The sequence below is a fragment of the Rhodocyclus tenuis genome (genome assembly GCF_014197755.1).
Lineage (GTDB): Bacteria > Pseudomonadota > Gammaproteobacteria > Burkholderiales > Rhodocyclaceae > Rhodocyclus > Rhodocyclus tenuis.
Map to the genome: position 1 here is coordinate 25427 of NZ_JACIGE010000004.1, position 23611 is coordinate 49037.

25 protein-coding genes are annotated in these 23611 nt (G+C 66.3%); 12 read left to right on the top strand and 13 right to left on the bottom strand.

The features are described from left to right. Positions 1–14 precede the first annotated feature (14 nt). From GGD90_RS06635 to GGD90_RS06655, 5 genes are all read left to right on the top strand, one after another. On the top strand, positions 15–1769 hold the full coding sequence (locus GGD90_RS06635) for a PHA/PHB synthase family protein (protein WP_153115488.1): 1755 nt from the start codon (positions 15–17) through the stop codon (positions 1767–1769). 295 nt (positions 1770–2064) lie between these two features. Beyond that, on the top strand, positions 2065–2751 hold the full coding sequence (locus GGD90_RS06640; protein WP_153115489.1) for a Bax inhibitor-1/YccA family protein: 687 nt from the start codon (positions 2065–2067) through the stop codon (positions 2749–2751). A 168-nt stretch (positions 2752–2919) separates the two neighbouring features. Continuing rightward, the gene (locus GGD90_RS06645) at positions 2920–3381 is read left to right on the top strand and encodes a hemerythrin domain-containing protein (RefSeq protein WP_153115490.1); all 462 of its coding nucleotides are present in this window, start codon (positions 2920–2922) and stop codon (positions 3379–3381) included. Next, positions 3378–3758, top strand: coding sequence for a DUF2249 domain-containing protein (locus tag GGD90_RS06650; RefSeq protein WP_153115491.1), 381 nt, complete (start codon positions 3378–3380; stop codon positions 3756–3758). The genes GGD90_RS06645 and GGD90_RS06650 overlap by 4 nt, the downstream gene beginning before the upstream one ends. 2 nt (positions 3759–3760) lie before the next feature. After that, complete coding sequence (locus GGD90_RS06655) at positions 3761–5119, top strand: hypothetical protein (RefSeq protein ID WP_153115492.1); 1359 nt, start codon at positions 3761–3763, stop codon at positions 5117–5119. A gap of 43 nt (positions 5120–5162) precedes the next feature. Here GGD90_RS06655 and fnr read toward each other — a convergent pair whose 3' ends face one another. Further along, entirely contained in the window at positions 5163–5906 is a 744-nt protein-coding gene (gene fnr, locus GGD90_RS06660; protein WP_153115493.1) for a fumarate/nitrate reduction transcriptional regulator Fnr, read from the bottom strand. A gap of 154 nt (positions 5907–6060) precedes the next feature. Here fnr and hemN point away from each other — a divergent pair, with 154 nt between their 5' ends. The 6 genes from hemN to GGD90_RS06690 all read left to right on the top strand — a co-directional run bounded on the left by hemN (position 6061) and on the right by GGD90_RS06690 (position 12939). Then, positions 6061–7458 carry an oxygen-independent coproporphyrinogen III oxidase gene (gene hemN, locus GGD90_RS06665; protein ID WP_153115494.1) on the top strand — a complete coding sequence of 466 codons (1398 nt, stop codon included), beginning with the start codon at positions 6061–6063 and terminating at the stop codon, positions 7456–7458. Positions 7459–7480: 22 nt separating this feature from the next. Further along, positions 7481–8245 carry a sulfite exporter TauE/SafE family protein gene (locus GGD90_RS06670; RefSeq protein WP_153115495.1) on the top strand — a complete coding sequence of 255 codons (765 nt, stop codon included), beginning with the start codon at positions 7481–7483 and terminating at the stop codon, positions 8243–8245. A 9-nt stretch (positions 8246–8254) separates the two neighbouring features. Further along, a complete protein-coding gene (locus GGD90_RS06675; RefSeq protein WP_153115496.1) occupies positions 8255–8680 on the top strand; it encodes a universal stress protein in 426 nt (141 codons plus the stop codon). Beyond that, complete coding sequence (locus GGD90_RS06680) at positions 8677–11250, top strand: heavy metal translocating P-type ATPase (protein ID WP_228273651.1); 2574 nt, start codon at positions 8677–8679, stop codon at positions 11248–11250. The genes GGD90_RS06675 and GGD90_RS06680 overlap by 4 nt, the downstream gene beginning before the upstream one ends. A 185-nt stretch (positions 11251–11435) precedes the next feature. Further along, entirely contained in the window at positions 11436–11642 is a 207-nt protein-coding gene (locus GGD90_RS06685; protein WP_153115497.1) for a heavy-metal-associated domain-containing protein, read from the top strand. Positions 11643–11706: 64 nt separating this feature from the next. Beyond that, positions 11707–12939: an AIR synthase-related protein gene (locus GGD90_RS06690; RefSeq protein ID WP_153115498.1), complete on the top strand. Its 1233-nt coding sequence runs from the start codon at positions 11707–11709 to the stop codon at positions 12937–12939. A gap of 10 nt (positions 12940–12949) precedes the next feature. Here GGD90_RS06690 and GGD90_RS06695 read toward each other — a convergent pair whose 3' ends face one another. The 8 genes from GGD90_RS06695 to GGD90_RS06730 form a co-directional block, all read right to left on the bottom strand. Further along, the gene (locus GGD90_RS06695; protein WP_153115499.1) at positions 12950–13279 is read right to left on the bottom strand and encodes a hypothetical protein; all 330 of its coding nucleotides are present in this window, start codon (positions 13277–13279) and stop codon (positions 12950–12952) included. Positions 13280–13401: 122 nt separating this feature from the next. Further along, positions 13402–13731, bottom strand: coding sequence for a P-II family nitrogen regulator (locus tag GGD90_RS06700; RefSeq protein WP_153115500.1), 330 nt, complete (start codon positions 13729–13731; stop codon positions 13402–13404). Positions 13732–13741: 10 nt separating this feature from the next. Then, positions 13742–16843 carry an efflux RND transporter permease subunit gene (locus GGD90_RS06705; RefSeq protein ID WP_153115501.1) on the bottom strand — a complete coding sequence of 1034 codons (3102 nt, stop codon included), beginning with the start codon at positions 16841–16843 and terminating at the stop codon, positions 13742–13744. After that, on the bottom strand, positions 16840–18060 hold the full coding sequence (locus GGD90_RS06710) for an efflux RND transporter periplasmic adaptor subunit (protein ID WP_153115502.1): 1221 nt from the start codon (positions 18058–18060) through the stop codon (positions 16840–16842). The genes GGD90_RS06705 and GGD90_RS06710 overlap by 4 nt, the downstream gene beginning before the upstream one ends. Before the next feature lie 40 nt (positions 18061–18100). Next, positions 18101–19417, bottom strand: coding sequence for a TolC family protein (locus GGD90_RS06715; protein ID WP_153115503.1), 1317 nt, complete (start codon positions 19415–19417; stop codon positions 18101–18103). 55 nt (positions 19418–19472) lie between these two features. Further along, positions 19473–19754: a hypothetical protein gene (locus tag GGD90_RS06720; protein WP_153115504.1), complete on the bottom strand. Its 282-nt coding sequence runs from the start codon at positions 19752–19754 to the stop codon at positions 19473–19475. 6 nt (positions 19755–19760) lie between these two features. Next, on the bottom strand, positions 19761–20639 hold the full coding sequence (gene htpX / locus GGD90_RS06725) for a protease HtpX (protein ID WP_153115505.1): 879 nt from the start codon (positions 20637–20639) through the stop codon (positions 19761–19763). Further along, entirely contained in the window at positions 20636–20812 is a 177-nt protein-coding gene (locus GGD90_RS06730) for a hypothetical protein (RefSeq protein WP_153115506.1), read from the bottom strand. Before GGD90_RS06730 ends, htpX begins: the two co-directional genes overlap by 4 nt. On the opposite strand from GGD90_RS06730, the gene nhaR reads away from it, so the two are divergent. Then, the gene (nhaR, locus tag GGD90_RS06735) at positions 20798–21712 is read left to right on the top strand and encodes a transcriptional activator NhaR (protein WP_153115507.1); all 915 of its coding nucleotides are present in this window, start codon (positions 20798–20800) and stop codon (positions 21710–21712) included. The genes GGD90_RS06730 and nhaR overlap by 15 nt on opposite strands. A 53-nt stretch (positions 21713–21765) precedes the next feature. On the opposite strand, the gene hemP is transcribed toward nhaR, so the two are convergent. From hemP to GGD90_RS06755, 4 genes are all read right to left on the bottom strand, one after another. Continuing rightward, entirely contained in the window at positions 21766–21906 is a 141-nt protein-coding gene (gene hemP / locus GGD90_RS17995) for a hemin uptake protein HemP (RefSeq protein ID WP_228273652.1), read from the bottom strand. A gap of 22 nt (positions 21907–21928) precedes the next feature. Next, on the bottom strand, positions 21929–22756 hold the full coding sequence (locus tag GGD90_RS06745) for a hypothetical protein (protein ID WP_153115509.1): 828 nt from the start codon (positions 22754–22756) through the stop codon (positions 21929–21931). Beyond that, a complete protein-coding gene (locus GGD90_RS06750) occupies positions 22753–23115 on the bottom strand; it encodes a hypothetical protein (RefSeq protein WP_153115510.1) in 363 nt (120 codons plus the stop codon). The genes GGD90_RS06745 and GGD90_RS06750 overlap by 4 nt, the downstream gene beginning before the upstream one ends. 66 nt (positions 23116–23181) lie before the next feature. Further along, positions 23182–23604, bottom strand: a complete 423-nt coding sequence (locus GGD90_RS06755) for an ExbD/TolR family protein (protein ID WP_153115511.1) — start codon at positions 23602–23604, stop codon at positions 23182–23184. Positions 23605–23611 lie beyond the last annotated feature (7 nt).

Here is a 23611-nt window from a genome sequence, read left to right on the forward strand (position 1 = left end):
GCATGGAGAGTGAAATGAACACGCCCGATTTTTCTGCACGGAATCATCACGGAATTGATGTTGCCGGTGCCAGCTTTCTTGAGAGCGTCAATACCGCGGTGCAGGAGCGTATTGACCCCTTCGGGCTGAGCAGCTCGATCGTCAATGCCTATGCGGCGTGGTTGTTGCATCCGCTGGAGCTGTCGCGCGCGCTCAGCGGCCTGTCCGGCGACCTGCTCGCGCTGCAGACGCATATCGCGTGCCGCTCGCTCGGTCTGCCGGCCAGCGACGTGGTGACGCCGCATGCCGACGACACGCGGTTCAGTGATCCGGTCTGGAGCGAAGTGCCGACCTGGGACATCGTCAAGGAAACCTATCTGGCGCTGACGCACCGCCTGCAGGACATGCTTTTCGCCACCCCCGGCCTGTCCGAAAAGGAGCGTCGGCGTGCGGCTTTCTGGGTGCGCGAATGGCTCAATGCGGTGTCGCCGACCAATTTTTTCTGGAGCAATCCGGTTGCGCTGAAAAAATTCGTCGATAGCCGCGGCGAGAGTCTCAATCGCGGCTTCGCCGCCTTTCTCGACGACGTCAAGGCGAAGAACATCCGCATGGTCAACGAGAACGCGTTCAAGGTCGGCGTCGATCTGGGACTGACGCCCGGTCGCGTCGTGCTGAAGAACCGCCTGCTCGAACTGATCCACTACACGCCGACGACTCCGACCGTGCATGCGACGCCGATTGTCATCGTCACGCCGTGGATCAACAAGTACTACATCCTCGACCTGACGCCGAAGAAGAGTCTGGTCAAGTTCCTCGTCGACCAGGGCTACACGGTCTTCATCACCAGCTGGAAGAACCCGACTGCCGACATGTCCGAGGTGCGCTTCGATGACTACCTGCTCGAAGGCGTCGATCAGGTGGTGCAGGCGGCGCAGCGCTTCTGTGCCGTCGACCAGGTGCATCTGGTCGGTTACTGCATCGGCGGCACGCTCAGCGCGACCTACATGGCGTGGGCGAAACGGCAGTACGGCGAGGAGAAGAACCCGGTCGCGCACTGGACGCTGTTCGCGACGCTGACCGACTTTTCCAAGCCGGGCGATATCGACGTCTTCATCGACGAGCCATGCATCCGCGCCATCGACGAGATGATGGCGAAAAAGGGCTACCTCGACGGCAGCGAGATGGCCTCAAGCTTCCGCCTGCTGCGCTCGAACAGCCTGATCTGGCATTACTTCGTGCATAGCTATCTCTACGGCGAACCGCCGCCCGACTTCGACGTGCTGTTCTGGAACGTCGACGCGACGCGCATGCCGCGGGCGATGCATTCGTTCTACCTGCACGAGATGTATCTCAAGAACAACCTGATGAAGCGCGACGCGCTCTCCATCGCCGGCCAGCCGATCGACCTCGACCGCATCGACCAGCCGCTCTACGCCGTCACCGCCGAGGACGATCACATCGCGCCCTGGCAGCAGTGCTACCGCATCCGCAAGTTCGTCAACGTCAAGGCGCCGGTGCGCTTCGTCCTGTCGTCGTCAGGACACATCCTCGGCATCGTCAATCCGGTCGTCAATCCGCCGAAACGCAGCTACCACGTCGCTGCCGCCGAACGCAACGAGCACTTCGAGCACTGGCAGGCGCGTGCCGAAGCGCACAAGGGCTCGTGGTGGGAAGACTGGCTGGTCTGGCTGGCGCCGCAATGCGGTGAACAGGTGGCGCCGCCCGACGGTGTCGCGGCGGGATTCGCCGATCTCGGCCCGGCACCGGGCAGCTACGTGCTCGAACGCTAGCGCATATGGGCCAAGTGCGGGCCAAGTGCGGACCGGGCGCGGCGCCGGGCTGTTCGCTCGTGTCTTGCCGGCTCCCCTTGCTGCGGGCAGCAGAAGCGGAATTCTCCGGCCTGGATCATGGTCTAGCGCTGGCTTTGGCAGCGAGCCCGAATACTGATACCGGATCTCTGTTGGTTCTATAAAATGGAATCATTGCTGCCAATAATACGAATTTACTTGAGTGCTTGATGCTTGTAGAGTCGCCCGCTCGCGTTGAGCCGTTTTGCCAACACCTGTTTTGCCAAGGAGGTCGTTCATGAACACGCAAAGACAGTCACCCCTGTCGCTCGCCCACTCTGCTGAAAGCGCGCGTCCGTCGCTGCTGGCGACGCACCGCGTGCTGCGCAACACCTATGCGCTGCTGGCAATGACCCTGCTTTTTTCGGCCGGCGTCGCCGGCTTGAGCGTTGCGCTGCGCTTGCCGAATCCGGGAATCATCCTGACGCTGATCGGCTATTTCGGCCTGCTTTTCCTGACCACCAAGCTGCGTGACAGCGGCTGGGGCCTGCTCGCCGTCTTCGGCCTCACCGGCTTCATGGGCTACACGCTCGGCCCGATCGTCGGCCACTACCTCTCGCTGCCGAACGGCGGCCAGACCGTGATGCTGGCGATGGGCGGCACCGGCGCGATCTTCCTCGGCCTGTCGGCGTATGCGCTGGTCAGCCGCCGCGACTTCAGCTTCATGGGTGGCTTCCTCTTCGTCGGCATGCTGACGGTTTTCCTCGCCAGTCTGGCCGGCGTATTCCTGCAGATTCCGGCGCTGTCGCTGGCGGTCTCGGCGGCCTGCGTGCTGCTCATGTCGGGGATGATCCTGTTCGAGACCTCGCGCATCGTCAATGGCGGCGAAACGAACTACATCATGGCCACCGTCAGCCTGTTCGTGAGCATCTACAACCTGTTCATCAGCCTGCTGCAGCTCACCGGCGCCGTCAGCGACGACTGATACCCGCTGCCAGCGTCCTCAAAGATGAAACGGCGCGCCTTCATGGCGCGCCTTTTTTTTTGCGGGTTCGCAAGGCAGAAGCGCCGATCGTAAATTTCTTGATTCGGCTCAAAGCCCAGCGGTCGCCTGCTTGCCGACAATGGGCGCTCTTTTCAAGGGAGTTCTCACATGCTGTCAATCCGCGATTTCATGAGCAGTGACCATCGGCATTGCGACGATCTCTTCGCCGCCGTCGAAGCAGTACTCGAACACGCGCAGGCTGAGCGACTGCCGGCGGCGCAGGCGGCTTTTGCCTCGTTCGCTACGGCGATCGAGGCGCACTTCACGGCCGAGGAAACGCTGCTCTTTCCCGCTTTCGAGGACGCCAGCGGCATGCGTTTCGGCCCGACTGCAGTCATGCGCGATGAGCACGAACAGATGCGCGAGCAAATCCGGCTGGCCGGCGACGCGCTGGCGGCGGGCAGCGCCGATGATTACGCCGGCGAGGCCGAAACGCTGCTGATCCTGATGCAACAGCACAACGTCAAGGAGGAGGGAATCCTCTATCCGATGTGCGACCGTCAGCTCGTCGCGGGGGCTGAGCGGCTGGTCGGGCAGATCGCCGGCTGCATGAGTGGAGCCGGGGCATGAGCGCAGCGGACGAGAAACCCGCGGTGCCGAGCTGCGCCGACTGCTTCGCCGAACCGGCGGCACCGGCCGCGGCCGAACTCAGCTGTGCCGAGGCCTTTGCGCTGGCTGGCGGGATTCTGCCGGGCGTCACTGCCGACCCGGCGGCGGCCTACCCCGGCGTCGACCTCGTCGTTGATGCCTGTGGACTGGAGCCACCCGAGCCTTTCGTTCGCGCCATGGAAGGGCTCGACGCTTTGCCGCCGGGCGGGCGCTTGATGCTGCTGCTGCCGCGGGTGCCGCATCCGCTGTACCGCGTGCTCGCCGAGAACGGCTATGCCTGGCAATGCACGGCGACGCCGCGTGGCGTCTTCGAAATCCTCATCTGGCAAGCGGCCTGAGCATGGCAGTCATTCTCTCGCTCGAGCAGGCGCCGCCTTTTGCCGCTCCGCTGCGTTTCTTTCTCACCGCGCCGCTGTTCGGCATGGCTGTCGCCGCGCTCGTCGTAGTCAGCGGCGAAGAGCTGTTTGCCTCGCGCTGGACGCCGGCGGCGCTGGCGGCAACGCACCTGATCACCGTCGGTTTCATGCTGCAGATCATGATTGGCGCGCTGTTCCAGCTGCTGCCGGTGGTCGCTGGTGCACAGATGCGGCGGCCGCTGGCCACGGCGCGCGTTGTGCACGCGCTGCTCGCCGCCGGAGCCCTGCTGCTCGCCGCCGCCTTTCTCACGCAGCAGGCGCAGCTGTTCGTGCTGGCCGGTGCTTTGCTCGGCGGCGGTGTGCTGCTGTTCGTTACCACCGCGCTGTTCGCCCTGCGCGGACTCGGCGCCGATAGCGCCAGCGTGCGTGACATCCGGCGGGCGCTGTTCGGGCTGACGGTGACGCTCGCTTTCGGGCTGATGCTGGTCGGCGGTTTGGCCGGCGCGTTCGCGGTGCCGTTGCCGCAGGTCGCCGACATCCATCTGAGCTGGGGGCTGGTCGGCTGGGGCGGTGTACTGCTGGCGGGCGTCGCTTATGTCGTCGTGCCGATGTTTCAGCTGACGCCGTCGTTTCCGGGCTGGTTCGAACGGCATTTCTCGCTGGCAGTGCTCGTTTTCCTGATCGCGTGGAGCGTTCTCGATCTGGCCGGCTGGTCGCTGGCGGCGCGCCTGTTTGCCTCTGTCGTCGCGCTGGCGGGTGGCGTGCTGGCAGCGATCACCCTCCGGCTGCAGACGCAAAGCAAACGCGCGAAACTGGACAGTACACAGCAATGCTGGCGCTTCGCCATGGGCAGTGCGCTGGCCGCGGCGATTCTGTGGCTGACGATGTCGGCACTGGTGCTTGCCGGCGATTCGCGGCCGGCGTGGTTTTCGTCACTGTTGGAGGAAACACCGGCGCCGACGCAGTTTGTCGATGGCTCGGGCTGGGTGCTGCTCTGCGGCGTGCTCGTCCTTGTCGGCGCTTTCATGACGGCGATGAACGGCATGCTTTACAAGATCGTTCCCTTTCTCGTCTGGCTGCATGCGCGCAATGCCGGCGGTCGCGGCACGCCGGCGCCGAACATGCGCCAGGTGCTAGGCGAGCCACTGATGCTGCGCCAGGCGCGGACGCATTTCCTTGCCTGCGCCTTGCTGGTGCTGGCGGCGTTCGGGGTGCCGTTCTTGGCGCTCGCCGGCGGTGTCGCGCTGTTCGTCGCGCAGGCGCTGCTGCTTGCCAACCTGCTCAAGGCGGCGGGCGTCTATCGCCGTCATCTACGCGCCAGCATGGCGGCGGCAGCGGCTTAGCGGGAAGGGCCGCGCTACGGCCCGGCGGTTCGTGTGCGGGGGCTCAGCCGCGCTGATGCGACATCAGCTTCTTCAGCCCAGCCGTATCGAGGATGCGCACGTATTTCTGCTGCACGGCGATCAGGCCTTCTTCCTGGAAGCGCGAGAAGGCGCGGCTGACGGTTTCCAGCTTGAGCCCCAAGTAGCTGCCGATCTCGTCGCGCGTCATGCGCAGGTAGAACTCGGCCGGCGAGTAGCCGCGCGCGGTGAAGCGCTGGGAGAGATTGAGCAGGAAGGCAGCGAGGCGTTCTTCGGCGCGCATCGTGCCTAGCAGCATCATGACGCCGTGGTCGCGCACGATCTCGCGGCTCATCACCTTGTGGAAGTGGTGCTGCAGCGTGCGGATTTCGCGCGACAGTCCTTCGAGGTGCGAGAAGGGGATGACGCAGACTTCGCTGTCCTCGAGCGCAACGGCGTTACACGAGTGCGTCTCGGTGCTGATGCCGTCGAGACCGAGCAGTTCGCCGGTCATCTGGAAGCCGGTCACCTGGTCGCGGCCGTCCTCGATCAGCACGTCGGTCTTGAAGAAACCGCTGCGGATCGCGTAGATGGCGTCGAAGCGCTGACCGGCGCGGTAGAGGTGTTCGCCACGGCGGATGCGGTGGCGCGCCGAGACCATTTCGTCGAGCTTTTCCATCTCGCGATGGTCGAGGCCGAGCGGCATGCACAGCTCGCGCAGGTTACAGTTGGAACAGGCGGTCTTGACGACCTCAAGCATCACTTTGTTCGTCGCGCTGCGCTGCGGCATGGTTTTCCTCAAGCAATCCTGGCGAACGAGCCGGTTTGATCCACGTCAAACCCGCTGTTTACGGTTAGTCGCATACTGCGCCCCACTCAGGCAGGCCTGATTCAGGCCGCCGATCCCCGCGAGCAAGACCCAGATTAACGCGCAGAGAGACGCTATGAACAACCCCGTTGCCAACGTAGTTTTCGATCCCGACATGCTCCGCCGCTTCGACGTGAACGGCCCGCGCTACACGTCCTACCCGACGGCTGACCGCTTTGTCGAGGCTTTCGACCCCGAGGCCTACAAGGCCTGGCTCGGCAAGCGCAACATCGGCGGTGTCAAGAAACAGCTCTCATTATACTTTCACATCCCCTTCTGCAACACGATCTGCTACTACTGCGGCTGCAGCAAGATCATCACCAAGGATCACAGCCGTTCGGCCAAGTATCTCCAGTACCTCGACAAGGAGATGGCGTTGACCAAGCAGTACCTTGAAGACGGCGACAACGAAGTGGCGCAGCTGCACTGGGGCGGCGGTTCGCCGACCTTCCTCAACGACGAGGAAATCGCGCAGCTGATGGGCAGCATCAAGAAGCATTTCAAGCTGATCGACGACGGCGAGTACTCGATCGAGATCGACCCGCGCAAGGTCTCGCGCGAAACCGTCGAATTGCTCGGCAAGCTCGGCTTCAACCGCATGAGCATCGGCGTCCAGGACTTCGACGAGGACGTGCAGAAGGCGGTCAACCGCATCCAGAGCGAGGAAGAAACGCTCAACGTGATGCAGGCGGCGCGTGACAACGGCTTCAAGTCGATCAGCGTCGACCTGATCTACGGCCTGCCCAAGCAGAACGTGATCAGCTTCAACCGCACGCTCGACCGTGTCCTCGCCATGAGCCCGGATCGTTTCTCGATCTACAACTACGCGCACCTGCCCAGCCTGTTCAAGCCGCAGCGCCGCATCCTGCAGGAAGACCTGCCGAACGCCGACCAGCGCATGCAGATCCTGGCGCTGGCGATCCGTCGCCTGACCGAAGCCGGCTATGTCTTCATCGGCATGGACCACTTTGCCAAACCCGACGACGAGCTCGCCGTCGCGCAGCGTCAGGGCCGTCTGCACCGTAACTTCCAGGGCTATTCGACGCACGCCGATTGCGACCTGCTCGCCTTCGGTGCCACTTCGATCGGCAAGGTCGGTCCGACCTACAGCCAGAACGTCAAGACGATCGAGGAGTATTACGACCGTCTCGACAACAACATGCTGCCGGTGCTGCGCGGCATCGAGCTGAACGCCGACGACATCCTGCGCCGTTCGATCATCCAGTCGCTGATGTGCCACTTCGAGCTGTCGCTCGAATCGATCGAAATCGCCCACCTGATCGACTTCAAGAAGTACTTCGCGCAGGAACTCGAAGACCTGCGCGAGCACGAAAAGGCCGGTCTGGTACGCATCGACGACAAGTGGATCACCGTGCTGCCGGCTGGCCGCATGCTGGTGCGCGCGATCTCGATGGTGTTCGACCGCTACCTGCGCGCCGACCGCCAGCGCACGCGCTACTCGAAGGTGATCTGACGACGGATCAGCGTCCGCCGTAATGGCCGATCACGGCCTGCTGGCGCTGTTTCTCGTCGGCCTGCTCGGCGGCGGGCACTGCGTCGGCATGTGCGGTGGCATCGTCAGCGCGCTGGCGCTCGGTGCCACCGGCAAGGATTCCACCAGCGGCGGTGATGCCGGACAGAAGCTTCCTCCGCACAGCCAGCCGATCGGCTTTGCCCCGGCAGCGGCAGGAACGTTCTCGGTCTTGCCGCTGCACCTCGCTTACAACGCCGGTCGCATCAGCAGTTACGTGCTGGCCGGCGCAATTGCCGGCGCGCTCGGCGGCGCCAGTCTGGTGCTGGCCGGGCAGTTGCCGCTGCGCCTTGTCCTCGCGGCGCTAGCCAGCCTGATGCTGATCGCGCTCGGCGCGCATCTGGCCGGCATCAGCAGCGTCCTCACCCGCGTCGAACAACTCGGTCAATCATTGTGGCGGCGGATCAGCCCGCTGACGCGACGTTTCCTGCCGGTGCGCAGCGTCGCGCAGGCTTTCCCGCTGGGCCTGTTGTGGGGCTGGTTGCCTTGCGGGCTGGTTTATAGTGCACTGGTAACTTCGCTCGGCAGCGGTTCGGCCGTAAACGGCGCGCTGTCGATGCTCGCTTTTGGTCTGGGGACGCTGCCCAACCTGCTGCTCGCCGGACTGCTGGCGGCGCGTCTGCGCCACTGGCTGAGCCAGCGGAGCGTCCGCGTGGCGGCCGGTCTCGTCGTCGCCGGCTTCGGCATTTCCGGGCTGCTTGGCGTCTGGCGGCTGTGGCCGGCCCTTTAGGAGAAAGCCATGAAGGTCTTGCTTCCCGTTGATGGTTCAGCGCATTCGCTGCACGCGGTCGAACAATTCATCACGTTGGCAAACGAACTCGCCGCTGCACCGGAAGTGCATCTGCTGCACGTGCATCCGCCGGTGCCGGTCGGCGGCGTGCAGAAACATCTCGATCACGGCGCGCTTGACGCCTACTACCGCAGCGAGGGCGAAGCGGAACTCGCTCCTGCGGCGGCGCGGCTCGACGCCGCGGGGCTTGCCTTCCAGCGCCACCTGCATGTCGGCGAGCCGGCGCTGGTGATCGGCCATCTGGCGCAGGAACTCGGCTGCACGCTGGTCGTCATGGGTTCGCATGGCCGCGGTCGTGTGGCGACGGCGCTGCTCGGCTCGGTGGCCGCCGAGACCTTGCGCCACTGCGCCTGTCCGGTCCTGCTGACGCGATGAGCGCGCCGGCCGGCCGCAGGCGCCGGCTCGATCTGCCGGTGAGCGGCATGAGTTGCGCCGCCTGCTCGGCGCGGCTGGAGAAAGTGCTCAACCGCCTGCCGGGCGTGCAGGCATCGGTCGATCTCGCTAGCGAGCGAGCGCGAGTTGATCTGCTTGTGCAGGAGGAGGGCGCGGCGCCGTCGAGTGACAGCGTGGCGACGCCGCAGCAGGTGCTCGATGCGGTCGCCGAGGCCGGTTTCAGCGTTCCCGAGCAGACGATCGAACTCGGCGTCGAAGGCATGAGCTGCGCCGCCTGCTCGGCGCGGCTGGAGAAGGTGCTCAACCGCCTGCCGGGCGTGCAGGCGTCGGTCGATCTCGCCGGCGAACGCGCGCGCATCCGTTACGTGCCGGGGCTGGCCGATCCGGCCAGTCTGGCGCTGGCGATCGGCGGTGCCGGTTTCGTCGGCCGCGTGCTCGACGCGCATTCCGGACGCGCGCGCGCCGAGGAAAAGGCGCGCAAGCTCGCCGTCTGGCGTGGCGAACTGCAGCGTTTCTGGATCGCCGTCGTGCTTTCCGTACCGCTGGTCGCGCCGATGCTGCTGATGCCTTTCGGCGGCAGCGCGCACGAGGAATGGCTGCCGCGCTGGCTGCAGCTGGCGTTGGCAACGCCGGTGCAGTTCTGGATCGGCTGGCGCTTCTATGCCGGCGGCTGGAAATCGCTGCGCGGCGGCGGCGCCAACATGGACGTGCTGGTGGCGCTCGGGTCGACGATGGCCTGGGCGTTCAGCGCCGTCGTCACGCTGCTCGGGCGGCACGATCTGCACGTCTACTTCGAAGCGTCGGCGGCGGTGATCACGCTGGTGCTGCTCGGCAAGCTGCTCGAAGCGCGCGCCAAGCTGCGCATGTCCGAGGCGATCGAGGCGCTGCTGCGCCTGCAGCCGAAAACGGCACGCGTCGAGCGCGACGGTCGCCTGCTCGAGATCGACGCCGGCCTGCTCATTCCCGGCGACATCTTCGTCGTCCGCCCCGGCGAGAGCGTTCCCGTTGATGGCGAGGTGATCGACGGCGCCTCAAGCGTCGATGAAGCGATGCTCTCGGGCGAGAGCATGCCGCTGGCCAAACGTGCCGGCGACCGCGTTTTTGCCGCCACCGCCAACGGCGAAGGCATGCTGCGCTGCCGCGCCACCGGCGTCGGCGAACACACGCTGCTCGCCGGCATCATCCGCCGCGTTGCCGAGGCGCAGGCGTCGAAGGCACCGGTACAGGCGCTCGCCGATCGCATTTCGGCGGTGTTCGTTCCCGTCGTCTGCGTGCTGGCGCTGCTCACCTTCGTCGGCTGGCTGATGGTCGCCGGCGATCTGGCGCAGGCGCTGGTCAATGCCGTCGCCGTGCTGGTGATCGCCTGCCCCTGCGCGCTCGGGCTGGCGACGCCGACCGCGGTTGCCGTCGGCGTCGGCCAGGGCGCCCGCGCCGGCATTCTGGTGCGCGACGTCGGCGCGCTCGAACGTGCCGCCGATCTTTCGGTACTGGTCGTCGACAAGACCGGCACGCTGACGCGCGGCGAGCCGGAACTGAGCGATATCGTGGTGCTGGGGGCTGGCGAAGCAGCCGGCGCGGCCGGAGAAAGCGGGCCGACGCCGCTTGTGGCTGGCGCCGCAGGCGAGGAAACGGATAGCGTCGCTGGCCGGGATGGAGGGGATAGTGTCCTTGGTCGCGAGACTGCGGGCGCCGCCACTTCGCTGGCGCCAGCTGCGCGCGCCATGCTCGGGCTGGCCGCTGCGCTCGAACAGGGTTCAGAGCATCCGCTGGCGCGTGCGGTGTTGCGCCGCGCCGCAGCCGAGGGCCTGCGCCTGCCGCCGGTAAGCGAGTTCCTCGCCGTTCCCGGTCGTGGTATCGAAGCGCGCATTGACGGGCGCCGGCTGCGTCTTGGTGCGCCGGACTGGTTTGCCGCGAGCGAACTGCCGCAGGCGCAGATCGACGCACTCGCCGCCGGCGGCAAGACCGTCGTCGTGCTGGCTGACGACGCGCAGCTGCTGGCTCTGTTCGCCGTTGCCGACGCGCTGCGCGAAACCTCGCGCGCCGCCGTCGCGCGGCTGCGCGCGACGGGAATCCGCGTCGTCATGCTCACCGGTGACAATGCGGCGACGGCGGCGGCGATTGCCGCAGCGGCCGGCATTGATGAATTCCGCGCCGGCGTGCTGCCCGGCGACAAGGCGGCCGCCGTCGAGGCGCTGAAAGGCGGCGGCTCGCTCTGCGTCGGCATGGTCGGCGACGGCATCAACGACGCGCCGGCACTGGCCGCTGCCGACGTCGGTTTCGCCATCGGCGCCGGTTCCGACGCGGCGATCGAGGCGGCCGACCTGACGCTGGTACGCAACGATCTTGGCGGCGTCAACGACGCGATCCTGCTGTCGCGCGCAACGCGGCGCAAGATCCGCGAAAACCTGTTCTTCGCTTTCATCTACAACGCGCTCGGTCTGCCGCTGGCGGCCTTCGGTTTCCTCAATCCGGTCGTTGCCGGTGCGGCGATGGCGATGAGCTCGCTGTCGGTGCTCAGCAATTCGCTGCTGCTGCGCCGCTGGCACCCCTGAGGCGCGGCCGGGGCGGGCGGCGCTGGCAAGTGCTGCCGCGCATTGCCGGGATTCGTTGCCGGCGGGTCGGACAGGCCGGCGGGGCAACGCCAGCGCGGCACCGCCGACGGCGTTCGCGTTATGATTGCGCCTGCGTCGACCGGGCGTCCCCGGCGGCTGGTAACCGAACTGGAGTCTGACTGAAAATGGCAACTATCACCCTGGCTGTCGAGGGAATGATCTGCGATACCTGCGTCGCCAACCTGAACGGTGTCATGCGCGCAATGGCCGGCGTCAATCATCTGCATGTGACCCTGCATCCCGGTCAGGTCGAAATCGATTACGACCCTGACATCACCGGTCTTGATGACTTCCGCGAAGCCATCGAGATGGCTGGTTTCGAGCTCGGCTGAGGGCGGGCGGCGGCCGGTGCCTGCGCTTCTCCGGCCTTGACTGCCCACTTCAGCCGCTCAGCCCATGCGCCGCAGAACGCCACCCCTCATTCCCGGAAAAGTCGAGTCGGCCTGGCTGACGACTGCGCTTTCGGCCACTGACGGCGCGTCTGCGACCGCGGCGACGGTGAGGGAACAGCGCGCCACGGCCCTCATCAGCGATGGCGACGCCCTGTCGCTGGCCGGTGATCTTGTGCAGTTGCTGCGTTTTCCGGGATCGCTGCCGGAATTGCCGCCGGATGCGCTGCCCAGACTGATGCATGAAACCGCGGCAACGGTGCTGGCCGCACCCGCCGGCGAAGGGCGGGCGGCACGGCCGGTCACCATCGGCGGTTTCGGTTCGCTGCTCCTTGCCGCTGCCTGTCTGCCGCTGCTGCCGGAGGCGCCGGCCGCTGTCGGTGGTATTGTCGCGACGCAGGCCCTGTCGGCGGTACTTGGCCTCGGCGTACGGCCGATGCTGGTGCTGGCCGGAACCGCGAGCGATCTGCCCGAAGGCATGCGCGAGCAGATTGTTGCCGGCGCGCGCGCACCGTGCGCGGCCTCGTCGCTGGCGCTGGCCAGCGGGCGTCGCCTGCAGGCGGGAAGCCCGGCCTGCGTGGTCCTGGCGGTGGGCTACGTGCCGCCGGCGCGTTTTGGCTGGCGCGGCGCCTTGCCCGGTGACTGCCTGATCGTCGCCAAGGCGCTCGGTACCGATCTGCTGCTCGCTGCCTGGCGTGCCGGCAGATTGTCGCCGCAGGAACAGGCGCTGCTGCTGGCGACGGCGACGCAGCCGCTGACGCCGGGGCCCTTGCTCGCTTGCCTCGAGCGCGTTCACGCGCAAGCGGTCGCCGGCCAGCGCGGTTTGCTTGGCGCACTGCTCGAGCTGTGCAGCGATGCTTCTCTCAGCGTTGGCGCGTTGATCAACATCACGGCCTTGCCGGTGCTGCCCGCTGCACATCCGCTGGCCGCTGACGGGGTGGATGGCGCTGCGCGGCGTAATCTCGAGCGCGACGGTGCCCGGCTTGCGGTCGACGCGGCCTGGTCCTGCGCCGCGAAGGATGCTGCCGGCGATGGCGATGGCGCCGTGGCGGCTGCGCGCCTCTTCCTCGCCGGTGCAGCGCCGGGTGGCAACCTGCTGGTTTGCTGCGCAGCCGAGGCTGCGACCGAGGTATTGGCGGCATTGCTCGAATACGATTTCGGCAACGCCGCGGTGATTGGTCAGATCGTCGCCGGCGAGCGCCAGGTGACGCTTGCCGGCACGCGCGCCGGGTGGTGCTGACTAGCGCGGACTACTGCGGCGGCGCCGCGCTTCTGCGGGTTTCCGGGCTGCTCACCGCCGCTGGCAGGAGGCTGCCGGGCGCGCTCGTTAGCGGCGCTGGCGAGCTCACCGGCGGAAGTGCGGTTGGCGCAGCAGACGGCGCCGGCGGAAGCGGCAAGGCTGCTGACGGCATTTCTTCCACCGTTTCTGCCTGAACCTTTTTCGCTGGATCGGTGACGATGCTGTCGATCGTCTGAAGAATCAGGTAGGTCAGCGAGGCAAAGACGGTGAATATGATGACCAGCGTCGATTTGCCGGGATTGTTTGCATGGAACTGCTTCAGTGCGCTGCCGATGCCCATCGTTTTTTCCGGGAGAGAGTGGTGGGCGCCTGCGTGCTGCGCCGGCGCCAGCGGTGGCGGACGCCGCCGTTGGCGCCGATTCTATCGCTGACGCCCGCGCGCGTCACCGCCGCGACTATTCCCTAGACTCCGCCCGTCGTCTTGTGGATGAAGCTGGCGCGTTCGATGTCGGTCATCCACACTAGTCCATCACCGATGTGGCCCGTCTGCGAAACGCGCACGATGGCATCGACAATCGCCTCGGCGACATCGTCGGGAGCGACGATCTCGATGCGCACCTTGGGCGTGAAGTCGGTCAGTTCCTCGCGGATCGAGTTGGGCGCGTGACGCGAAGGCGCCGAGCAGCCCTCGGCCTTGCTCACGGTCATTCCAGGAAAACCGGGAATGCCGCGCAGCGATTCGCGCAGGGTGGTCAGCTTGTTCGGGCGGATGACCGCCTTGATTTCCTTCATGGGGTTTCCTTTACGCTTCGGCCGGTTCTTCGTCGAACCAGCGGTAGAGCGTCGGCAAGACGACGAGGGTGAGCAGGGTCGAGGTGATCAGCCCCCCGATGACGACAATGGCGAGCGGTCTTTGCACTTCCGAACCGGGGCCGGTGGCGAAGAGGAAGGGTATCAGGCCGAGCATGGCAACGGTGGCCGTCATCAGCACCGGACGCAGACGCAGGCGCGTACCTTCGATTACTGCCTCGCGGATGTTGCGGCCTTCATGGCGCAATGAGCGGATGCAGGTGATGAGCACGACACCGTTGAGCACGGCGATCCCCCATAGCGCGATGAAGCCGACCGACGCCGGCACCGACAGGTATTCGCCCGAGATGAACAGCGCCACCAGCCCGCCGATCGAGGCGAAGGGCAGCACGGTGATGATCAGCGTCGCGTAGCGGATCGAGCCGAAGAGCAGGAAGAGCAGGAAGAAGATCGCGCCGATGGTGATCGGGATGATGATCGCCAGATGCGACAAGGCGCGTTCCATGTTCTGGAACTGGCCGCCCCACTCGAGGTAGTAGCCTTCGGGCAGTTTGACGCGCGCGTCGACCTTCTGCTGCAGTTCGGCGACGAAACCGCCAAGGTCGCGGTCCTTGACGTTCACGCCGACGACGATGCGCCGCTTGGCCGTTTCGCGCGAGATCTGCGCCGGGCCGTCGGCAACGCTGATGTCGGCGATGTCGGTCAGGCGCAGCTGCGCGCCGTTGGCCGCCGAGACAAGAATGTCGCCGATCGCCTCGACATCGTTGCGGAAGTTCGGCGGCAGGCGGACGACGGCGTCGAAGCGGCGTTCGCCTTCGAAGATCTGTGTCGCGCTCTTGCCGCCGACCGCCGTCTCGATGACGTCGTTCACGTCGGAGACGTTGAGTCCGTGGCGCGCGATCGCCTGACGGTCGATGACGATCTGCAGGTATTGCTGGCCGCTGACGCGTTCGACGCGCAAGTCCTGCGCACCGCGTACCGATTGCGCCAGACGCGAGATTTCCTCGGCCTTCTTCTTCAGCGTGTCGAGGTCGTCGCCGAAGATCTTGATGGCGACGTCGGAACGCACGCCGGTGACCATTTCGTCGACGCGGTCGGAAATCGGTTGCGCCATGACGATCTGCACGCCGGGCAGCGTCGCCAGCTTGGCGCGGATCTCTTCGGCGATGGTGTCCTGCGTCCAGCCGTCGGGCCACTCGCTACGGTCCTTGAGACTGACGATCGGCGTCGACTCGTTCGGCCCCTGCGGGTCGGCCGGCGACTCGCCGCGACCGACACCGGAAACGGCCGATTTGACGCCGGGCACCTGCATCACGCGGCGCATCGCCTCCATTTCCATCTTCACCGACTCGTCGAGCGAGATATTGGCGACGCGGTTGATGCCGGGGACGATCGAGCCTTCCTTCATCTCCGGGATGAAGGCGGTGCCGAGGAAGGGGAAGAGCGCCAGCGCGCCGACGAAGGCGGCAACCGCCAGAAGCACGGTACGGCGTTCATTGTCGATTGCCAGCGTCAGCATGCGGCTGAAGACAGGCTTCACCTTGGCGATCAGCCAGGTGTCGTGTTCGGCGCCGCCCTTGAGCAGGTAGGACGAGAGCACCGGCGTCAGCGTCAGCGACAGCAGCAGCGACATGGCGAGGGCGATGGCGATGGTGTAGGCGAGCGGCGCGAACATCTTGCCTTCCATGCCCTCCAGCGTCATCAGCGGCAAGAAGACGAGAATGATGATGCCGATACCGAAGATCACCGGCGTCGCCACTTCGACGACCGAGCGCAGGATGATGCGGATCGGACTCTCGCCCGAGTCCTTGCGGTGGCCGAGATGCGCGAAAGCGTTCTCGACGACGACCACCGAGCCATCGACCATCAGGCCGATGGCGATGGCCATGCCGCCGAGCGACATCAGGTTGGCCGACAGCCCGTAGCGGTTCATCACCAGGAAGGTGAGCAGCGGCGTCAGTACCAGCGTGGCGACGACGATCAGCGACGAGCGCACGTCGCCAAGGAAGAGGAAGAGTACGACGACGACCAGCAGCACGCCTTCGATCAGCACCTTGATCACGGTCCACATCGCCGCATCGACCAGTTCGGAACGGTCGTAGTAGGGGACGATCTGCAGGCCGCCCGGGAGTATTCCCTTCTCGTTGATTTCCTTGACGCGTTCCTTGATGCGGCCGACGATTTCCTTGGCGTTGCCGCCGGCCATCATCATCACCACGCCGCCGACCGATTCGGTGACGCCGTTCTTGATCAGCGCGCCCTGCCGCACGTCGTGGCCGAAGTCGACGTTGGCGACGTCGCGCACATAGACCGGAACGCCACCGACTTCCTTGAGCACGATCGAGCGGATGTCGTCGAGGTCGCGCACCAGACCGACGCCGCGGATCAGGTACTGCTCGGCGTAGTGCGGCAGCACGCCGCCACCGGAGTTGGCGTTGTTGCGGCCGACCGCCTGATAAACGTCCTGCACGGTCAGCTTGTAGTAGCGCAGCTTGTCGGGATTGACCAGCACCTGATACTGCTTGACGTAGCCGCCTTGCGAGTTGATTTCGGCGACGCCCGAGATCGAGCGCAGCAAGGGGCGCACCACCCAGTCCTGCGCGATGCGGCGCTGCATCAGTTCCTCGACGCTGAGCGTGCGGTCGCCGTCGTCGGGCCGGTCGAGCGTGTATTGATAGACCTCGCCGAGGCCGGTCGACACCGGGCCGAGTACCGGCGTGACGTTTGCCGGCATGCGGCTGCCGACTTCAAGCAGGCGTTCCATCACCAGCTGGCGCGCGAAATAGACCTTGGTGTCGTCGGTGAACACCAGCGTGATCAGCGACAGCCCCGGCTTGTTCAGCGAACGCATCTCGGTCAGACCAGGCAGGCCGGTCATGCCGATTTCCAGCGGCGCGGTGATGAAGCGCTCGATTTCCTCGGGCGAACGGCCGGGCGATTCGGTGGCGATCTGCACCTGCACGTTGGTTACGTCGGGGAAGGCATCGACCGACAGCTTGCGTGCCGCGTCGAAGCCGAAAACGAGCAAGGCCGCGGCGACGACGATGACGATCAGGCGCTGCTTGAGCGCCGCACGGATCAGTGATTCGATCATGAGCCTTCCAGCTCCTTGCGTTTGCGCTCGTTGTTCAGATGGAAAGCGCCGTCGACGACGATGCGCTCACCGGGCTTGACGCCGGAGAGTACCGCCCGCTGGCCGCCGCTTTCCGGGCCGAGCGATACCGGTGTCAGGCGGAATTCGATGGCGGTGGGCGCCTTTTCGGCAGCACCGGCGGGGGCGGCCGCCGGGGGCTTGGCGTCGCCGGCGCTGCTGCCATCGCCGCCAGTGGCGACAAAGACATAGTCGGCGTCGTTCTCGCGTACCACCGCGGCGTTCGGCACCACCGGTCGCTCGACCGGCTTGCCGGCGATGAGCATGGTGGCGAGCATCGCCGGCTTCAGCCGCCGGTCGCTGTTGTCGAGTTCGGTACGCACGAGCACGGTGCGTGTCTCCGGATTGACCGTTTCGCCGACATGGATCAGCCGGCCGGTGATGCGCTCGCTGTCGAGCGCCGGCACTTCGATGCTGACGCTCTGCCCGGCCTTGACCTTGCTGGCCTGTTCTTCCGGCACTTGCGCGACGGCCCACAGCCGCGACAGGTCGGCGACGGTGAACAGGGTATCGGTCGGTCCGACGACCTGGCCTTGGGTGACGCGGCGGTCGACGACTATACCGGCGATCGACGAAACAACCGGGCTCAGCGAGTTGATTGCGCCCTGCTCGTCGAGGCGGCGGATCGACGCCACCGGCAGGCCGAGAACGCGCAGCTGGTCGCTGGCGGCACGCCGTTCGGCGGCGGCAATCGATTGTTCGCTTTCGCGCCGTTGCAGTTCGGCAGCGCCGATGACGTCGCCCTCGAACAGCGAACGCGCACGCTCGGCGGCGCGGGTGGCCAGATCGGCCTGCGCGCGTGCCTTCAGGTAGGCCAGCTGCGCGGCGCCGAGCTCGGTACTGTTGAGCATGGCCAGCGGTTCGCCGGCGCGGACCGCCTTGCCCGGTGCGGCGATCAGTTCGGTGACGCGGCCGGTAACGGTGGCGCCGATGCGCGCCAGCCGCTGTTCGTCAAAGTCGATCTTGCCGGCGACGCGAACCATTTCCGAAACCGCCGCCGTATGTACCGGCTCGATTTTCAGTTGCGGCAACAGGGTCGCCGGGGCCACCACCAGCATCGGGTCTGCCGGCGCCTGTGCGGCGGTGGATGTCTCTTCCTTGTTGCAGGCGGCAAGCAAGGCCAGCGAGCAGAGCAGCAGCGGCAAGTGGCTGATTTTCATCGGGTCTATTCTCATTTGATCGTCGGTTGATGCAATGTAATCAATGGCTTGCGCGCAGTCGTTCGATCTCGATGCGCGCCGCGGCGAGTTCGAAGCGGGCGCTGATCAGTTCGTTGCGCGCGGCGCGGTAAACGCGCTGTGCGTCGAGGTAGTCGAGAATGCCGCGCTCGCCGAAGCGGTAAGCCGCCTCGGCGACGCGCAAAGCCGCTTCGGCCTGGCGGATGATCCCGGCCTCCAGCGCATTGACCTGCGCCGCGGCGATCTCGTACTGGCGGTAAGCGGCTTCGACCGACTGCGTCAGCGCGAACTCCTGTGAAACCAGGGTGTTGCGCGCGCGCGCGAGCTGCGCGGCGGCTTCGCCGACCGGCCCGCTGCGCTGGTCCCAGAGGGGAACGGTGAGGACGACACCGACGCGCGATGAATTCAGTTCCGGGTCCTGCTCCTTGCTTGCGCGCACCGCCAGTGTCGGCAGGCGCAGGCTGCGTTCGAGCGACAGCTGCCGTTCGGCGCGCTGCGTCTCGGCGCGCGCGCGCGCCAGCTCCGGGTTGCGCGCGAGCACCTCTTCGCGCAGCGTTGCCAGTGCGGGGAGCGGGCTGCTGCTGGCGGCGGGAGCGCCGCCGTCGAGCTCGCCGCGAACGCGGAAGCTGGCCGGCAGCGCTTCGCCGACCGCCTGACGCAGCGCGGCACGCGCTTGCTGCGCACGGAATTCGGCGCTGGCCGCCACCTTGCGCGCGTTGAGCAGCTCGGCGTCGGCCTTGATCAGCTCGTAGCGTGGCGCTTCGCCGGTGGTCACGCGCAATTCGATGCGCTTGCGGATCTGCTCGGAGAGCGCTGCGTCTTCCTGCGTGGCGCGGATTTCGGCGTCGCGGCGCAGCACATCGTAAAAGCCGAGTTTGACGCGCGCTGCGGTTGCGGCTTCGAACCCGGCGAGATCGGCACCGACCGCGTCGGCGACCGCTGTCGCCGCCTCTTCGCGCAAGCCACGCTGGCCGGGCAGTGGCAGTGGCTGCGTAACCGTGATGGTGCGCAGATCGCCGGCGTTGGCACCGATCTGGCGCGCGCGCGATTGCCCGGAGAGGTACTCGATTTCGGGGTTGGGGAAAGCACCGGCGGTGCGGATGCCGGCACGCGCAGCTTCCAGCTGGTTGCGTGCGGCAAGCACGGCGCGGTTATCGCTGTTGGCCATGCGCAGCAACTCGTCGAGCGTGTAGGCGTTTTCCGCGAGCAGCACCTGCGGCGCCAGGCCGATGGCAAGGGCGGCAAGCAGGGCCTCGCGGCCCGGGAAGCGTCGCCGGGGCGTGGCGACCGGGTGCGGGGTTTTACACGAGCTGAATAACCGGGACAGCGGCGAGAACATTACCGTTCTTTCTAAATTGCGACCGGCGCCGGAGCGACCTGCCGCGAGGTTGACTTCATGGCGCGGCGATGACGCCGGCGCCCTGCATTGAGCGCGGCCGCGCGCCCGTCGTGAGCGGCACTGCCATCGTCAGAGCAATAGCCGTTCCATCGCCGAGCGCCGGCCGTGCCCCCGTCAGCCGGGTGCCGGCCAGTGCCAGCGCGCTTCTCAGTCCGATGGCCAGCAGCGCAGCAAGGGCGAGCATGCGCATCAGGTCTTCGGGCGGGGCGAAGTCGGCCAGCAGCAGCGCGCTGGCGAAATCGCCGGGCAGTGCGAGCAGGACGACGGGATCAAGCATTCTTGTTCAGCTCCGTGCGGCCTGCAGAGCGGCGATGCGCGCTTCGATCGGCGGGTGCGACATGAACAGCGCGGCCAGACCACCGGTCGTCTTGCCGGCGATGCCGAAGGCCGCCATCTGCGCGGGCAGCGCTTCCGGCTGCGCGGCGCCGAGACGCCTGAGCGCGCCGATCATCTTGTCACGACCGGCCAGCGCCGCCGAGCCGGCGTCGGCGCGAAACTCGCGCTGACGGCTGACCCACTGCACGATGATCGTCGCCAGGACGCCGAGCACCAGTTCGGCGACGATGCTGGCGACCCAGTAACCGGCGCCATGACCTTCTTCGTTCTTGAGAATGACGCGGTCGACGAAGTAGCCGATGATGCGGGCGAAGAAGAAGACGAAGGTGTTAACCACGCCCTGCACCAGCGCCAGCGTGACCATGTCGCCGTTGGCGACGTGGCTGACTTCGTGCGCGAGCACGGCTTCGACCTCGTCGCGGCTCATGCTGTGCATGAGGCCGGTGCTGACGGCCACGAGCGCCGCGTTGCGGCTCATGCCGGTAGCGAAGGCGTTCGGCTCGGGGCTGTCATAGACTGCCACTTCCGGCATCTCGATGCCGGCCGCCGTGGCTTGCCGGCGCACGGTGTCGACCAGCCAGCGTTCGGCTTCCGAGGTTGGCGTTTCGATGACGCGGGCGCCGGTCATGCGCTTGGCCGACCACTTCGAGATGGCCAGCGAAATGAACGAGCCGCCAAAGCCCATCACCAGCGCAAAAACCAGCAGCGAGCCGAGGTTGAGGCCGTTGGCGCTGAGGTAGCTGTCGACGCCGAGCAGGCGCAGCGAAATGCTGAGCACGGCGACGATCGCGAAGTTGGTCAGCAGGAAGAGGAAGATCCGTTTCATTTTTTGCTTGCTCCTGTCGGAAGAGTTCCGGTGCCGCGCATCATAGAACGACCATTTGTTAAAATAAAATCGTATGTTTGGATGAAAAGAATCCAGAAAACAGAACAGTCGCCGGGTCCGTGTGCCGCAGCTTGGGCAGCGGCCGGAAAGGAGCGTTCATGAATTTCAAGCATCTGCACTACTTCTGGGCAGTCGCCAAGTGGGGCGGCATCGCCCGTGCCGGCGAGCGCCTGCATCTGACGCCGCAAACCCTGTCGACGCAGCTGCGCCAGTTCGAGGAGCGTTGCGGCGTCAAGCTGTTCCGTCCGGCGGGCAAGGGAATCGAGCTGACCGAGGCGGGGCGGATGGCATTTTCCTACGCCGACGAGATGTTTTCCATCGCCGGTGAACTGTCCGACGCACTGCACAGCCTGCCGGCCGACCGGCCGCGCAGCTTCCGTGTCGGTGTATCCGACGTCGTGCCGAAAAGTCTGACCTATCGCATTCTCGCGCCGGCGCTCGCCGGCGCCGAGGCGCTGCGCTTCGTCTGTCGCGAAGGCAAGCTGGAAAGCCTGCTCGCCGACCTGGCCTTGCACCGCCTTGATCTGGTGCTCTCCGACAGGCCCTTGCCGGCAGGGATCAATGTGCGCGGCTACAACCACCGCCTTGGCGAGAGCGGCACCGGTTTCTTCGCAACGCCGGCGCTGGCGCAGCAGCTGGCGGCCAGCCCGTCACCTTTTCCGCAGTCGCTGCACGGCCAGCCGCTGCTGCTGCCCGGCGACGACTCGGCGCTGCGGCAGCGCCTGCTGGCCTGGTTCGAGCGCGAGCGCATCGTGCCGCGCGTGGTCGGCGAGTTTGACGACAGCGGGCTGATGAAGGCTTTCGGGCGCGCCGGTGCCGGCGTCTTTCCGGTGACGCTGGCGGTGCGCGAGGAAGTGATCGCCAATTACGGCGTCGAACTGGTCGGCACGACCGACGCCGTGCGTGAGAGCTATTTCGCGATTTCGGTCGAACGCCGCGTTACCCATCCGGCGGTGCGCGCGGTCATCGATGGCGCTTCCGCCCGTCTGGACGGGCCGGCGTCGAAAGCCTGAGGCGCCGCTGCCGGGCGCTCTCTTGCGCTGTTCCGCGGGCGCTGGCGCAGCGCTTATTTCGTCAGGATCAGCTTGCCTTGGCGGGTCTGGCGCAGGCGATACTCGGCACCCATGTGGCGGATGACGATTTCGTCGCTGTTGCCGAGTAGCAGGCGGCTGTCGATCGCCTTGCGCTCGGCTGCGAGTGCGCTCACGGCGGGCAGCGGGAGGGTCGATTCAGGTGCGGGCGTCATGGTGGCTTGGCATCCGGTCAAAAGAGGTGGCGAGTTGCGCGAGCGCCAGCGCGAACGCGGCCTGATCCTGCGCCGGCAGGCGCAGGCAGGGTTTGCCGGCGAGCGAGCAATGGCGCTGCAGGAGACGGCCGGAGCTGCCTTGCGCCTGCCCTTCCTCGCTGAGAACCGCATCGGCGCAGCCGAGCAGCGCCGGCAGCGTTTCCGGTGCAACGGCTCCCGGCGCCTGATGCAGCAGACGAAAGCCCAGACGGCGGGCCAGCGCGCGGTAGTGCACGAGTTGCGGTGCGCAGGGGGCGGCATCGCTGCTTAGGTAGAGCAGGCAACGCGTGCTGTCTTCATTGACGCACTGATCACAATTGCCGCTGCAGTCGGAGACAGGCTCACTGTGCAGTTGCGCCAGCGCCGCGCATTCGCTGGCCAGGCGGTCACGCTCTGCTGCCAGCGTGAGTGCCTCGCGATGCGCTTCGCGCAGCGCCTTTTCCAGATGCCAGCGCTGTTGCGCGGCTTCACGCAGCGGGGCGACGACGGCTTCCAGTTCGTGCAGGCGCCGTCCGGTTTCACGAAAAACTTCTCCTGATTCGAAGGCCTGCAGGCGCTGACGCAAGGCCGTGGCCTCGCTCGCCTCCAGCCGCAGCTGATCGCAGCGCTGCTGCAGGTGTTCGATGCGCGTGCGCAGCGCTGTTTCGCTGCGCACGCGCCGCCAGCGTTCGCGCGCCAGTTGCGCACGCAAGCGCGTGATTTCGGCGTGGCTGCCTGACGCGTTCGCGGCAGTCGCCAGCGCCATGTTCTCGGCGCTGCTGATGGCGTTCATAGCGAGTGCTCCAGTGGCGCCTTGCTGCTGGCCGTAGCGCAGGGCGCGGTATTCCTTACCCTGATCGCGCCAGCTTCGGCGAAGGCGGCCAGTTGTGGATCGGCGTCGAGAATCTCGGCCAGTTGTCTGGCGTGCTGACGCAGATGGACATCGGCACGGGCGTCGCTTGCCAAGCGTTCGAGCAACATCGCCGCCAGTGCGCCTGAGCGCTGGCAGCCGGTCTGCATGTGCTGCGCCAGATAGGCAAGTGCCGCGGTGATCAACGCGGATGGAGAGTCGGCGCCGCCGACTGTTGCTTGCGTGCCACCGCTCACTGCGTTTTCCTGCGGCAAGGACTGGTCGTTGCTGGCAAAGCTCATGGCGGCTCCTGCTGACGGTTGAGGTATTGGCGGAATGTTTGCGCGGGTGCTCGGGCGGGCCTGGACTCAGTGTCTGTCGCTCGGGTCGGTGACGAAGCCGATGCGCGTCAGTCCGTGGCGGGCGGCCTCGGACATCACCTGTGCGACCTTCTCGTACGGCGTGCTGCGTTCAGCGCGGATGTGCAGTTCGGGTGCCGGCGTGATCGCTGCCGACTGCGCCAGACGCTCGCTGAAGGCCGCCGCGTCGACGCTCTCGCCGTTCCAGAACAGCTGTCCTTGCGCGTCGATCGCCAGTTGCACGTTTTCGGCGCGCGTTTCGTTCGGCGCCGAGGCGGCGCGCGGCAGTTCGACCTTGACCGCGTGCGTGAGCAGCGGCGCTGTGACGATGAAGATGATCAGCAGCACGAGCATCACGTCGATCAGCGGCACCATGTTGATTTCGGCGAGCGGTGCGTTTTCGTCGCTGCTGTCGAGACTGGCGAAGGCCATCGTCGTC